This window comes from Bradyrhizobium sp. HKCCYLRH1034, from assembly GCF_051168375.1.
Lineage (GTDB): Bacteria > Pseudomonadota > Alphaproteobacteria > Rhizobiales > Xanthobacteraceae > Bradyrhizobium.
Genome location: NZ_JBNPUW010000007.1, coordinates 154,163 through 168,425, shown reverse-complemented (window position 1 = coordinate 168,425; position 14,263 = coordinate 154,163). Strand labels below are relative to the sequence as shown.

Sequence of the window (14,263 nt, the reverse complement as noted above, 5' to 3'; positions counted from 1 at the left end):
GCCAAGCATGACGCCTGCCCATGCAGCAGCTCACGAGGGGATCTGCAGCATTTCAGGATTTGTTTGCAGATTTCGTGCAGACGCGATTCCACATCTGGCGCAGGGAAAACGTGGTTGTTACGGCAATGGCCGTCTTTCCCCTCGGATGATCGGCTGCACACATGCTCGGACGTATCAGGACCGCGGTTCTCTGGATCCTCGCTCTGCTCTTCATTTTCGTCACGCTGAACAGCAACGAGCCCTATCTGGTTCGGCTGCGGGGCAGCGGCCACGCAGCCCTGCTCCTCATCGGGCTTGCCGTTCCGCTGCTGCTGATGCTCGGCGGTCGGTGGCGGCGGGGGCCCGCCGGACGCGCTCTGGTCGTAGCATGGTGCGTTCCGCTGATCATGCTGACGTCGACGCAGTTCATGTTTGCCTGGCGCAAGTACGAGACGTTCCGGACGCCCCCCGACGTGGCGCATCTGCTCGGCCGGCATTTCATCGTCGGTTACACGGCCGTCGATGACGCAGCCGCGTTGGCCCGGCAGGGGTTGATCGCGGGCGTCTATGTGACACACCACAACATCCGCGGCCGGACCGAGCCTCAGCTGCGCGCCGAGATGGCGCGATTGCAGGACGCGCGCCGGAGTGCCGGGCTGCCGCCTCTGCTGGTTGCGGCGGATCAGGAGGGAGGCGCCGTCGCACACCTGTCTCCGACCCTGCCGAACATGCCCGGCCTCGCAACGCTGGCCGATCTGCCGGCCTCGCGGCGCGCGCAGGATGCGTTCGCGATGGGGCGCGCCCAGGGTGAGGCTCTCGCGGCTGCCGGCATCACCTTCAATTTGGCTCCGGTCGTCGACCTTCGCCCGAGCTGGACACGCAACCGACTGGACTTTCACACCTTGATCGGCCGCCGCGCGATCTCCAACGATCCCGCGGTGGTTGGCGACATTGCGCTCGGTTACGTCCGTGGCCTGGAAGCAAGCGGTGTCCGCGCGGCCGTCAAGCATTTCCCTGGTCTGGGGCGCGTCGCAGCCGATACGCATCATTTCTCGGCACAGCTCGGCACGCCGGCAGATGTCTTGGAACGGTCGGATTGGCGGCCGTTCCGACAGGTGCTGCAGGGCTCGCACGCGGCAATGATGGTCGGTCACGTGACGGTCGATGCGATCGATCCAGAGCGGCCTGCCTCACATTCCAAAGCCGTGCTCGAGGGACTCATTCGCGGCCGCTGGAACTATCCGGGCGTGATCGTGACGGATGATATCGTGATGGGGGCGATCTACGGCCGCGATCTCTGCAAAGCTGTCGTGGAGGCTCTCAACGGCGGCGCCGATCTGTTGCTGGTGGCCTATGACGGCACCCAGTTCCACCGCGCGCTCGCCTGCGCCAAGGAGGCTCTGGCGGAAGGACGCATCGACCTCGATGCAATCAGCAGGAGCGATGAGCGACTGAAGCGCTGGGCGCCGACGGTTGGCAAATCACAGCCGTCGAATGTGTCTACGGTTATGCAACAGCCTGGAGGCGTGCATCAGAAGATCGTGGACTGAATGGCAGCGAGCCCTCAGCGCGGGCCATTGCCGGTCCAGTTGCGCCAAGCGACATTCGAGAGGCTTCGCAGGTCGGTCGCCAGCGGGCGTCGCGTCTGCTTGTCGTGCTGAGCGATGAGGTGCTCGGATTCGCGGATCTTGACCTGGAGTTCCGCAACCTGCCGCTTGGTCTGTTCAAGCGCCTTCGCATCGGCGCTCTCGCCCACCGTGAACCGCGCCGTCTCGATCTGTTTCAAGGTCGCGCGATTCTTTTTGAGCTGGGCGCGATGCCAGGCAACCTTGCTGTCACTGTCCGCAACCATGGTGGACTCCCGCGAAATGCCGCGGAGACTAAACGACCGATTTCTGATTCGCGACAGCTTCGGACCGGCATCGCCAACATTGGAATACCGATCTGCCGACCCATCGTCCTGGTGAGTCGAATATGCCGGTTCAATCCAACCCTGCGGCGCGTCTCATCTCATCAATCAGTTCGAACGCTTCAGCCTTCGTCATCTCCGCTCGCGTGGGATCGGATCGGCCAGCCTGCTCGCTGAGCGTTCTCAAGTAGGAAGCTTGGGTATCCGTCATCGGAACGGCTCCGGACACCCAGTCCTCGGGATCTTTCTGCAGCTGTTCGGCCATGGGGATCTCCCGTTGTTGCCCGGCTTCAACGGGAAAGCTTGCAAAGTGTTCCTATTTTGTTCTATTGTGCGATCCTACTCTTGCTCGGGTGCTTCATGCGCGATCTATGTGTGGTTCGAGCCGAAATCGACCGTATGCGTCTCCGGGTCGGGCGGCAGCGCCGTGAAATCGTGCAGCTACGGCGAGCTCGGGCCTCGACGGCGGCCGCCGAAGTGCTTCTGCACCACATGCTGGAGACGCTTGACCGGCTGCGGCAACAGCGAGAGCGGCTCGAGCTGGAGGAAGCGAGCCGACTGCCTCGCAAGCAGCGCGGCGCCCGGCGCGCATGAGACGCTGGCGGTAAGGCCGAGCGATCCGCCGCTCGTCCGTAGTCCGATGATCAGGCCAGGAACCGACATGGCCGACGAACACCTGAGCCGCAAAGGCCAACCTGCGCCGGGTCATGAGGACGTCCGCATCTTCAATTTGGCCGGTGAGGAGAAAGATTGGTCGGTAGTCCGGCTCCCTCGATCAGCATCGGGCGTGTGAGCTTCGGGCAATACGATGTCCGGCGGCGCGGCGGTAAGCTCTTCCGGTGTGGCCTCGCATGATTTGATCTCGAAATTGTTGTCGAGGATTTTCTCGCCATGCGTGCCGAGCGTGATGAGATCGGCCTGTTCCGCGGCCTCCCAGACCTCGCGCTCGGTGCGAAACGGGCGGGTCATCTGTTCGTCATTCTCAAACAATGCGTAGGGCACGAGCGCCTCCAGATTGCGATCCGCCGATGCAGCGATGCCGTGCCGCTCGACGCCGCCCATCCATTCAAGGCAGGGACGTCCAAACAAACGGCGCCATAGGCAGGCTGGTTCCACCCAGGCGAGCGCTGACTCGATCGACCAGTTGTGACGATCCGCCTGGCCTGCCAGGCGGAACATGGAGGCCAGCGCGAGGTTGCCGGCGGTGTCGAATGGCCAGGAGAGTCCAATGGATATCAAGGGAAAGAAGATCGCGATCCTCGCAACCAACGGGTTCGAGCAATCCGAGCTCGAAGTGCCGCGCGATCGTCTCAAGCAGGCGGGCGCGACCGTCGAGATCATCTCGCTCGCGCCGGGCGAGATCAAGGGCTGGGATGAGAAGGACTGGGGACGGACCGTCAAGGTCGACAAGACGTTGGACCAGGCGTCTGCTTCGGACTACGACGCCGTCGTGCTGCCGGGCGGTCAGATCAATCCGGATCTGCTGCGGCTCGAGCCGAAGGCGCTGCGGTTCATCAAGGAGATCTTTGAAGCCAAGAAGATCGTTGCGGCGGTCTGTCATGCGCCGTGGCTCCTGATCGAGACCGGAATTGCCAAGGGGCGAAAGATGACGTCCTACAAATCGATCAAGACGGACGTTGCCAATGCCGGCGCGCATTGGCAGGACGCGGAGGTCGTGGTCGATCAGGGCGTGATCACCTCGCGCAATCCCGGAGATCTGGAAGCCTTCAGCGCCAAGATCATCGAAGAGGTCAAGGAAGGCCGCCATCTCAAGCGCAGCGCGGCTTGATGCTGAGATCGGAAGCCGGGAGAAAACCCGGCTACCTCAGTGGGACGGGCCCAGCGCCCGAGGGGTCGAACGCTGGGCCGCAGTCCACACGGAGTGCCTCCAGCGAGATGGGGGAACGCCGCCAGAGGCATGGAAATGACTCGCGGCGGGCCGGGTCGTTCCCAATTCCTAGCGCGGACCTTCGCCCGCGGGACTTCGAAGATAGCCTCGCAACGTTCAGTGAGGAATCGGAACTTCGCTGCTCATCCCGGGTTTGCCGCTTTTGAACAGGCCGCGGAGAGCGTCGTGAGCGAGAAAGCAAAAATCCAGGACTACAGGGCTCCGGCCGGCGGATGGGGTTCGGTGCACGCGGTCGCCAGCATCCTGACGCAGGAGGAGGTGACCCTGCTTGGCAGCGAGATCCTGTTGAAACAGAACAAGCCAGGCGGCTTCATGTGCGTCAGCTGCTCCTGGGCCAAGCCGGCAAAGCCGCACCCGTTCGAATTCTGCGAGAATGGCGCCAAGGCGACCGCGTGGGAAATCACCGGCAAGACAGTCGGACCGGAGTTCTTTGCTCGGCACAGTCTGACAGAATTGCGATCCTGGTCGGATCATCAGCTCGAAGAGCAGGGGCGTCTTGCTCATCCGATGCGCTATGACGCTGCGGCGGATCGCTATGTTGCCGTGAGCTGGGACGAGGCCCTTCGCGACATCGGGGCGGAGTTGAACAGGCTCGATCCACGCTCGGTCGTCATGTACACGTCGGGCCGGGCCTCGCTCGAGACGAGCTACATGTATCAGCTTTTCGGCCGCATGTACGGCACCAACAATTTTCCCGACAGCTCCAACATGTGCCACGAATCCACATCAGTTGCTCTGCCGGAGGTGATTGGCGTCCCCGTCGGTACGGTGCTCCTTGAGGATTTCGACAAGGCGGATTGCTTCTTCTTCTTCGGCCAGAACACGACCACCAACTCGCCGCGCATGCTGCATCCGTTGCAGAAGGCGGCACAACGCGGCGTGCCCATCATCACGTTCAATCCGCTGCGGGAGCGTGGGCTGGAGCGCTTCACCAATCCGCAAAATCCCATTCAAATGGTGCTGACGGGGGGAACGCGGATCAGCACGCAGTATCATCAGCTGCGCATTGGCGGCGATGGTGCGGCACTACTCGGATTGTGCAAGGCCGTGATCGAGGCGGATGATGCCGCGGTCGCGACCAAGAGCCCGCCCGTGCTCGATGTCGCCTTCATCGAGCGGCACACGTCCGGCTTCGAAGCTTTCGCAACCTGCTGCCGGCAGGCGTCGTGGAGCGATATCGAACGCTCCTCCGGCCTCACGCGCGGCGCCATTCTGGAGGCTGCCAAGGTCTACGCAGGCTCGCACGCCGTGATCGCCAATTATGGGATGGGAATAACCCAGCATCGGCATGGCGTCGAAACCGCGAAGATGATTGTCAACCTGCTGCTGTTACGCGGCAACATCGGAAAGCCGGGGGCCGGCATCTCGCCGGTTCGTGGCCATTCCAACGTTCAGGGGCAACGCACCGTCGGCATCTCCGAGAAGACCAAGTTGGTGCCGCTCGACAAGCTTGCCGAGCTCTATTCGTTCGAGCCGCCGCGTTGGGACGGTCTCAGCACGGTCGATGCCTGCCAAGGCATCATCAAGGGGGACGTCAAGGGCTTCGTCAGTCTCGGCGGTAACTTCCTGCGCGCCGTCCCTGAACGCTCGCTGATGGAGCCGGCGTGGTCGAAGCTGCGGCTGTCGGTGCAGATCGCAACCAAGCTCAATCGCAGCCACATCGTCCCAGGCGAGGTGACCTATCTGCTGCCGTGCCTCGGCCGCATCGAAATCGACCGGCAGGCAGGCGGAGATCAGGCGGTCTCGATGGAGGACTCCACCACCTGCATTCACGGCTCGCGCGGGCAGCGCCAACCCGTCGCAGAGACCCTGTTGTCGGAACCAGCCATTGTCGCCGGTCTCGCCAAGGCCACCCTGAAGCCAAATCCGCGCGTCGATTGGGATGCCTGGGTGGGCGACTACGCGCGCGTCAGAGACGCGATCGAGCGGACCTATCCCGAGCAGTTCAAAGACTTCAACAAGCGCCTGTTTGAGCCCGGCGGCTTTCCGCGGCCGCTTGGTGCCCGCGAACGCAAATGGAAGACGCCGACCGGCAAGGCGAACTTCACCGTGCCCAAGGCGGCGCTCAATCCGCCGGAGGAAGGCAATGGCGTTTACCAGCTGATGACCTTGCGCGCCGACGGCCAGTTCAACACCACCATCTACAACGAGGACGACCGGTTTCGCGGCGTCACCGGTGGCCGTCAGATCGTCTTCATGAACGCGAGCGACATGGCTGATCTGGGCATCAAGCAGGGCGAGCCGGTTCGGCTCTCGACCGAGGCCGATGACGGCGTGGAGCGCTCGCTGGGCGGGCTCCAGGCAGTGGCGTTCGACATTCCGCGCTACAGCGTTGCGGCCTACTACCCCGAATGCAACGGATTGATTCCGCTATGGCACTACGCGGAAGGGAGCAAGGTGCCCGCCGCCAAGTCGATCCCGGTCCGGATCTCGCGCGACATGGCCTGAGCTATCCGGAGCGGTCAGCCAGCAGCCCGTTGTCGTGCGTCGCCCGGCGCCGCCGTTGCGCAAGGGCTCGTGATCTCCGGCGGGGTCGCGCCGGGGCGGAGCGGGACGACCAGCCGGCACACCAATCCCTCGGGACGCCAGTCGAACGAGGCGCGCCCACCGAGCTGGCTTTCCACACTGGCCATCAGGCTGCGCGTGCCGAAGCCGCGCGAGGTCGGCGCGCGCACCAAGGGACCGCCGGTTTCAATCCAGATCAGATCCAGGCGCTCATCCTCGATGCTCCATTTGACCGAGAGATGCCCGGAGCGGACCGACAGCGCGCCGTATTTGGCCGAGTTTGTCACCAGCTCGTGCAGCGCCAGCGCCAGCGTCTGCGCGGTCGCAGGCTCAAGCTGCAGATCGACGCCGTCAAAGGCGACTTGGCCGCCGGTTGCATAGGGCGCGAGCTCTTCGGCCACCAACCTACCTATTTTCGCACCTTCCCAGCTTGATAGCGAGAGGATGGTGTGAACGCGGGCCAGTGCGCTGATGCGCCCCTCTACCGCGTTGACATAGGTCTTCACGCTGTCGGCTTTGGTCAGGCGAACGATCGACTGAGCCAAGGTCAGCGCATTCTTGGCACGATGATCGACCTCGCGGGTCAGCAGGTTCTGGCGTTCCTCGGCGCGCTTGCGCTCGGTGATGTCGATCGTGACCCCGCTGACGCGGACCACGCGGCCGGTCCTGTCGGTGGTCGCCGCGGCCGTTCCCACGCACCACCGCTCTTCGCCATCGGGCCGGTGGATCCGGAACTCAGCCTCATACGACGTCGCGCCACGGCTGAATTCCGCGACCACCTGGCGGGCGCGCTCGGCATCCTCCCGGTGCAGCAGCGCCATGATGTTCACGGTGTTCAGCTCGAAGTTCTGCGGCGTGACGCCGAAGATGCGGTACTGCCCCTCGTCCCACATCCAGTCGCCATTGACACCGTCCCAGTCCCACGAGCCCATCCTGCCGGCCGCGATCGCCATGCTCCGACGCTGCTCGCTCTCGACGAGCTTTGCTGTCGATCGCTCAAGCTCGGCGGTGCGGGCCCGTACCCGGTCCTCCAGCTCAAGGTTCAGATGTTCCAGCTCGCGTGTCTTGCGATAGAGCTCGGCAAAAACCTTGATTTTGGCGCGCAGCACCTCCGGCACGACAGGAACCGGCACGTAGTCGACGGCGCCCATCTCATAGCCACGAAGGCGATCGAAGTCGCTCACCTGGATGGCGGAGATAAAGATGATCGCAATCTTCTGGAACCTCGGATGCTCACGGATCATTTGCGCCAGCTCGAAGCCGTCGAGCTCAGGCATGCAGACGTCGACGAGAATCACCGCGATCTCGTTCTTCAGCAGAATTTCGAGCGCCTCGCGACCAGACGTGGCGACTACGAGGTTTTCGCCGAGTTCCTTCAGGATGACCTCGTAGGCCAGCAGCTTCGCCGGCTGATCGTCGACCAAGAGGATGTTGACCTTCGCATGTTCCATCATGATGAGCCGTTCAGCGGTGCAGCCACATGCGGATCGCAAGAAGCAGCTGCTCGGTGTTGACGGGTTTTGCCAGATAATCGGAGGCGCCAGCTTCGAGACACTTTTCGCGGTCTCCCTTCATGGCTTTCGCGGTCAACGCGATGATGGGGAGCCGGACGAAGGCGGGGTTTTGCCTAATGACGCCGATCGTCTGATAACCATCCATCTGCGGCATCATGATGTCCATGAGGACGATCGCGATCGCGGGATTGCTCTGCACCAGGTCGATCGCTTCGCTGCCGGTGGTGGCCGTCAGCACTTTCATGCCGCGGCGTTCCAGCACGCTGGAAAGAGCAAAGATGTTGCGGGCGTCGTCGTCGACCAGCAGCACCGTCTTGCCGATCAGATCCTCGTCGGAACTGTTCAGCTTCTCGAGCATGCGCTGCTTCTCGAGCGGCAGTTCCGTAATCACGCGGTGAAGGAACAACGACGTCTCGTCGAGCAGCCGCTCCGGCGATTCCACGCCCTTGACGACGATGCTCCGCGCCATCGTATGCAGTTCCGCATCCTCTTCGGCCGACAATTCCCGCCCGGTGAAGACGACCACCGGAACGCTCGACAAGAACTCGTCGGAGCGCAATTGATCGAGCACGTCGAACCCGCTCATGTCGGGCAGCCGCAGATCGAGAACCACGCAGTCGCACGGTGCGCTGCGCAGCGTCTCGAGCGCCGCAGCTCCCGTATCCGCCGCGATGATCTCGATGTCGTCGTGATCCAACAGCTGGCGGATGCTGAGCTGCTCGGCCGCGTTGTCCTCCACGATCAGCAGCCGCTTGCGTCGCGGCTTCGCGTATTCCTTGATCTGCGACAGGGCCGCGCTGACGCCTTCCGTTGTCGTGGGCTTGCTGACGAAGGAGAAGGCCCCACGCGCCAAAGCGTGCTGGCGGTCTTCGTCGAGCGTGATGATCTGCACCGGGATGTGCCGCGTCAGCGGATTATGCTTGAGCTGGCTCAGAACGGTCCAGCCGAGCATGTCCGGCAGGAAGACGTCGAGAGAGATCGCGGCCGGTTGATACTGTTTGGCGAGATCCAGCGCCTCGGCGCCGCGGCTGGCGGTCAGGACCTTGAAGCCCCTGTCGCGCGCGAGGTCGATCAGGACGCGCGCGTAGTGTGGATCGTCCTCGACCACGAGCAGGATCGTATCGCCGGGTTCGAGATCGAGACGATCGTCCGGCGGGGGCTCGATCCCGCGCTCTGGCGCGGCCGCTTGCTGTAGGGCTGGAGGTTGAACGTAGGGAACGGGCGATGCCGGACTGACGCGCGGCGCCGTTGCGGGACCTGAATATTTGAGCGGCAGATACAGCGTGAAGGTGCTGCCCTTGCCGGGGGCGCTCTTGAGGTGGATCTCGCCGCCCAGGAGGTTGGCGAGCTCGCGGCTGATCGCGAGCCCGAGACCAGTGCCACCATATTTGCGGCTCGTGCCGGCATCCGCCTGCTGGAACGCCTCGAAGATCAGCTTCTGCTTGTCTTGCGGAATGCCGATGCCGGTGTCCGAGACTTCGAACGCGATCACGGCCGGTGCCGTGTTGAGCACCGGATGTTCTGCGCTCCATCCGCCGAGCGCCGCAGACACCTTCAAGCGCACCCCTCCTTCGGCGGTGAACTTGAAGGCGTTCGAGAGCAGATTCTTCAGCACCTGCTGCAAGCGCTTGGAATCCGTGACGATGCTACGCGCAAGGTTCGGGTCGACGTCGATGTTGAAGGCGAGCAGGCGATTTTCCGCCTCGTGGCGGAACGGACGCCCCACGGTCTCCAGGAGGTTGGTGGTGAGGATCTCCTCGGCATCGACCGTCACGGTGCCGGACTCGATCTTCGAGAGATCGAGGATGTCGCTGATCAAATTGAGCAGATCGGTGCCGGCGCCATGGATGGTGCGGGCGAACTCGACCTGCTTGAGGGTGAGATTGCCGTCCGGATTCTCGGTCAGCTGCTGGCCGAGGATCAGGATGCTGTTGAGCGGCGTGCGCAGCTCGTGCGACATGTTGGCGAGAAACTCGGACTTGTACTTGGACGTCAGCGCGAGCTCGGTCGCCTTTTCCTCGAGCGCGCGGCGGGCCTGCTCGATCTCCTGGTTCTTGCGCTCGACCTCGACGTTGCGCTCGGCGAGCTGTTGCGCCTTCTGCTCGAGCTGCTCGTTGGTCTGTTGCAGCTCGCGCTGCTGGGTCTGAAGCTCCGCGGCGAGCTGCTGCGACTGCTTCAGCAGTCCCTCGGTCTGCATCGTGGCTTCGATCGAATTGAGCACGATGCCGATGGAGTCGGTGAGCTGCTCGAGGAACGTCATCTGCGACGTCGTGAACGGACTGAGCGACGCCAGCTCGATCACCGCCTTGACCTGGTTCTCGAACAACACCGGCAGCACCACGAGGTTCTTAGGGACGGCGCGGAGCAGGGCGGAGCCCACGGGGATGACGTCGGATGGGATCTCCGAGACCAGCCGCTGGCGCTTGTCGATCGCGCATTGCCCGATCAGCCCCTCACCGAACTGGACGTGCGTCCGGTGAGGATAGATGCCGTCATCGGCGTATGAGGCGAGCAGGCGCAGCTGTGGCGCGGACTCGGTCTCGACCTGGTAGATCACGCCGCGGTGGGCGTTCACCAGCGGCGTCAGCTCGGTCAGCAGCAGGCGGCCAACGGTGGTCAGGTCGCGCTGGCCCTGCAGCATGTTGGTGAACTTGGCGAGGTTCGTCTTGAGCCAGTCCTGCTCGGTGTTGAGGTCGGTGGTGAGCCTCAGATTGGTGATCATCGTATTGATGTTGTCTTTGAGCTCGGCCACCTCGCCGCGGGCATCGACCTGGATGGAGCGGGTGAGATCGCCCTTGGTCACGGCGGTCGCGACCTCGGCGATGGCGCGCACCTGGGACGTCAGGTTGGCCGCGAGCAGGTTGACGTTGCCGGTCAGGTCCTTCCACGTGCCGGCCGCGCCGGGCACGTTGGCCTGGCCGCCGAGCCGGCCCTCGACGCCGACCTCGCGGGCCACGCTCGTCACTTGGTCGGCGAAGGTCGCCAGCGTCTCCGTCATGTTGTTGATGGTGTCGGCGAGCGCTGCGACCTCGCCCTTCGATTTGACCGTGAGATTCTGCTTGAGATCGCCGTTGGCGACGGCGGTCACGACCTTGACGATGCCGCGGACCTGCTCGGTCAGGTTCGCGGCCATGAAGTTGACGGTATCGGTGAGGTCTTTCCAGGTGCCGGCAACGCCCGGCACCTGCGCCTGTCCGCCGAGCTTGCCTTCGGTGCCGACCTCGCGTGCCACGCGCGTCACCTCGCCGGCGAAGGCGTTGAGCTGATCGACCATGGTGTTGATGGTGTTCTTCAGCTCCAAGATCTCGCCCTTCACGTCGACGGTGATCTTGCGCGACAGGTCGCCGCGCGCCACTGCCGTGGTCACCTCGGCGATGTTTCGGACCTGCGTGGTCAGATTGGCCGCGAGCAGGTTGACGTTGTCGGTCAAATCCTTCCAGGTGCCGCCGACGCCGGGCACAACGGCCTGGCCGCCCAACCGGCCCTCGGTGCCGACCTCGCGCGCGACCCGCGTCACTTCGGCCGCGAACGAGCGCAACTGCTCCACCATCGTGTTCAGGGTGTCCTTGAGCAGCAGGATCTCGCCGCGCACGTCGACCGTGATCTTCTTCGACAGGTCGCCCCCGGCGATCGCGGTCGCGACCTCGGCGATGTTGCGGACCTGCGCGGTCAGGTTCGAGGCCATGAAGTTGACGCTGTCGGTGAGGTCCTTCCAGGTACCTGCGACTTCGGGCACCTCGGCCTGGCCGCCCAGCTTGCCTTCGGTGCCGACCTCGCGCGCCACGCGCGTCACCTCCGATGCGAAGGCGTTGAGCTGATCGACCATGGTGTTGATGGTGTTCTTCAGCTCCAGGATCTCGCCCTTCACATCGACGGTGATCTTGCGCGACAGGTCGCCGCGCGCCACCGCCGTGGTCACCTCGGCGATGTTGCGGACCTGCGCCGTCAGATTGCCGGCCATCGAGTTGACGCTGTCGGTGAGATCCTTCCAGGTGCCGGCGACGCCGGGCACGTTGGCCTGGCCGCCGAGCCGACCCTCGGTGCCGACCTCGCGGGCGACGCGCGTCACCTCGCCCGCGAAGCGGTTGAGCTGATCAACCATCGTGTTCAGCGTCTCTTTGAGACTCAGAATCTCGCCGCGCACGTCGACCGTGATCTTGCGCGACAGGTCGCCGCCGGCGATGGCCGTCGCCACCTCGGCGATGTTGCGCACCTGCGCCGTCAGATTGCCGGCCATCGAGTTGACGCTGTCGGTGAGGTCCTTCCATGTGCCGGCCACACCGGGCACCTCGGCCTGGCCGCCGAGCTTGCCGTCGGTGCCGACCTCGCGCGCCACGCGCGTCACCTCACCGGCGAAGGCGTTGAGCTGGTCGACCATCGTGTTTAGCGTCTCCTTCAGCTGAAGGATCTCGCCGGAGACGTTGACCGTGATCTTCTTCGACAGGTCGCCCTTGGCGACGGCGGTGGCGACCTCCGCGATGTTGCGGACCTGGCCGGTCAGGTTCGAGGCCATCGAGTTGACGCTGTCGGTCAGGTCCTTCCAGGTGCCCGCGACGCCGCGCACCATGGCCTGGCCGCCGAGCTTGCCCTCGGTGCCGACCTCGCGGGCGACGCGGGTCACCTCGCCGGCGAACGCGTTGAGCTGGTCGACCATCGTGTTGATGGTGTCCTTCAGCTCCAGGATCTCGCCGCGCACGTCGACGGTGATCTTCTTCGACAGGTCGCCGTTGGCGACGGCGGTCGTCACCTCGGCGATGTTGCGGACCTGCGCCGTCAGGTTCGACGCCATCGAGTTGACGCTCTCGGTGAGATCCTTCCAGGTGCCGGCAACGCCGAGCACGTTGGCCTGGCCGCCGAGCCGACCGTCGGTGCCCACCTCGCGCGCCACGCGCGTGACCTCGCCGGCGAACGCATTGAGCTGGTCGACCATCGTGTTCAGCGTCTCCTTCAACTGAAGGATCTCGCCGGAGACGTTGACCGTGATCTTCTTTGATAGATCGCCGCTGGCGATGGCGGTCGCGACGTCGGCGATGTTGCGGACCTGTGCCGTCAGGTTCGACGCCATGAAGTTCACGTTGTCGGTGAGATCCTTCCATGTGCCGGCAACGCCCGGCACCTGTGCCTGTCCGCCGAGCTTGCCCTCGGTGCCGACCTCGCGCGCCACGCGCGTCACCTCGGATGCGAAGGCGTTGAGCTGGTCGACCATCGTGTTGATGGTGTCCTTCAGCTCCAGGATCTCACCGCGCACATCGACCGTGATCTTGCGTGACAGGTCACCGCGGGCGACCGCAGTGGTGACGTTGGCGATGTTGCGGACCTGAGCGGTGAGGTTGCCGCACATCGCGTTGACGGAGTCGGTGAGGTCCTTCCAGGTGCCGGCAACGCCGGGAACGATGGCCTGACCGCCGAGCTTGCCGTCGGTGCCGACCTCGCGGGCCACGCGCGTCACCTCCGACGCGAACGAGCGCAGCTGGTCGACCATCGTGTTGATCGCCTCCTTCAACTGCAGGATTTCACCACGCACGTCGACCGTGATCTTCTTCGACAGGTCGCCATTGGCAACCGCGATCGTCACCTCCGCGATATTGCGGACCTGGCCGGTGAGGTTGTTGGCCATCGAGTTGACGCTCTCGGTCAGGTCCTTCCAGACGCCCGTGACTTCGGGAACCTGGGCCTGTCCGCCGAGCTTGCCCTCGGTGCCGACCTCGCGCGCCACGCGGGTCACTTCGGACGTGAAGACGCTGAGCTGCTTGATCATCGTATTGACGATGGTCGCCGACTGCAGGAACTCGCCGCCCAGAGGCCGGCCATCGACATCCAGCTTCACGGTCTGCAGGAGGTCGCCTTGGGCTACGGCGGCGACCGCGCGAGTCACCTCGCGGGTGGGCCATAGAAGATCGTCGATCAACGTGTTGATCGAGCTCTCCATATCCGCCCAGGAACCGCTGGCGATGCCGAACCGCACGCGCTGGCGCGTCTTTCCCTCGCGTCCCACGACCTGGCCGACGCGCTCGAGCTGCTGCGCCATCCGCTCGTTGGCTGCAATGATCTCGTTGAACGTATCAGCGATCTTGCCGTCGATGCCGAGATAGTCGCCGCTCATGCGCACGGAGAAATCTCCGGAACGCATGGCCTGGAGGACGCGGAGCAGATCCTGGCTGGCATCGGCCGCCTCGACTCCGTTGCCGTGGCGACCGAACCCCTGGCGCATGGGCATCGCACCGGCAGCAGCATCATCGCTCATCAAGTTCCCCCAAGTCAGAATCGTCTACCATCAAGAATCTGAGACACTTATGACGGGCGGCATAGAAGCCGCGGCAACTAATCAAATCAAGCCGGGAGGCCGACTTCTCCGACTGATGGAACCGGCATTTGCCGGCACAAATGGCTCAACTCCACTCCAGGCGGAACGTTCCAGAATTCCTTTTCTCTCTTGCGAGTATGAGC

9 protein-coding genes are annotated in these 14,263 nt (G+C 64.0%); 3 read left to right on the top strand and 6 right to left on the bottom strand.

The features are described from left to right. The first annotated feature begins 161 nt into the window (after positions 1 to 161). On the top strand, positions 162 to 1,529 hold the full coding sequence (locus tag ACQR0W_RS18515; RefSeq protein WP_316170200.1) for a glycoside hydrolase family 3 N-terminal domain-containing protein: 1,368 nt from the start codon (positions 162 to 164) through the stop codon (positions 1,527 to 1,529). A 14-nt stretch (positions 1,530 to 1,543) separates the two neighbouring features. On the opposite strand, the gene ACQR0W_RS18510 is transcribed toward ACQR0W_RS18515, so the two are convergent. From ACQR0W_RS18510 to ACQR0W_RS18495, 4 genes are all read right to left on the bottom strand, one after another. Then, the gene (locus tag ACQR0W_RS18510; RefSeq protein WP_315711818.1) at positions 1,544 to 1,831 is read right to left on the bottom strand and encodes a hypothetical protein; all 288 of its coding nucleotides are present in this window, start codon (positions 1,829 to 1,831) and stop codon (positions 1,544 to 1,546) included. A 130-nt stretch (positions 1,832 to 1,961) separates the two neighbouring features. After that, positions 1,962 to 2,153, bottom strand: coding sequence for a DUF3072 domain-containing protein (locus tag ACQR0W_RS18505; protein ID WP_316170201.1), 192 nt, complete (start codon positions 2,151 to 2,153; stop codon positions 1,962 to 1,964). A 176-nt stretch (positions 2,154 to 2,329) separates the two neighbouring features. Continuing rightward, a complete protein-coding gene (locus tag ACQR0W_RS18500) occupies positions 2,330 to 2,551 on the bottom strand; it encodes a hypothetical protein (RefSeq protein ID WP_316187130.1) in 222 nt (73 codons plus the stop codon). A gap of 42 nt (positions 2,552 to 2,593) precedes the next feature. Then, positions 2,594 to 3,127: a hypothetical protein gene (locus ACQR0W_RS18495; protein WP_315711822.1), complete on the bottom strand. Its 534-nt coding sequence runs from the start codon at positions 3,125 to 3,127 to the stop codon at positions 2,594 to 2,596. Between ACQR0W_RS18495 and ACQR0W_RS18490 the strand changes: the two genes are divergently transcribed. Both ACQR0W_RS18490 and ACQR0W_RS18485 read left to right on the top strand, forming a co-directional pair. After that, positions 3,117 to 3,677, top strand: coding sequence for a type 1 glutamine amidotransferase domain-containing protein (locus ACQR0W_RS18490; RefSeq protein WP_315711823.1), 561 nt, complete (start codon positions 3,117 to 3,119; stop codon positions 3,675 to 3,677). The genes ACQR0W_RS18495 and ACQR0W_RS18490 overlap by 11 nt on opposite strands. Positions 3,678 to 3,962: 285 nt before the next feature. Further along, the gene (locus ACQR0W_RS18485; protein WP_315711825.1) at positions 3,963 to 6,245 is read left to right on the top strand and encodes an FdhF/YdeP family oxidoreductase; all 2,283 of its coding nucleotides are present in this window, start codon (positions 3,963 to 3,965) and stop codon (positions 6,243 to 6,245) included. Between the two features lie 14 nt (positions 6,246 to 6,259). Here ACQR0W_RS18485 and ACQR0W_RS18480 read toward each other — a convergent pair whose 3' ends face one another. Further along, positions 6,260 to 7,753, bottom strand: coding sequence for an HWE histidine kinase domain-containing protein (locus tag ACQR0W_RS18480; protein ID WP_315712612.1), 1,494 nt, complete (start codon positions 7,751 to 7,753; stop codon positions 6,260 to 6,262). Between the two features lie 13 nt (positions 7,754 to 7,766). Next, a complete protein-coding gene (locus tag ACQR0W_RS18475; protein ID WP_409977885.1) occupies positions 7,767 to 14,027 on the bottom strand; it encodes a HAMP domain-containing protein in 6,261 nt (2,086 codons plus the stop codon). Between the last annotated feature and the right edge of the window lie 236 nt (positions 14,028 to 14,263).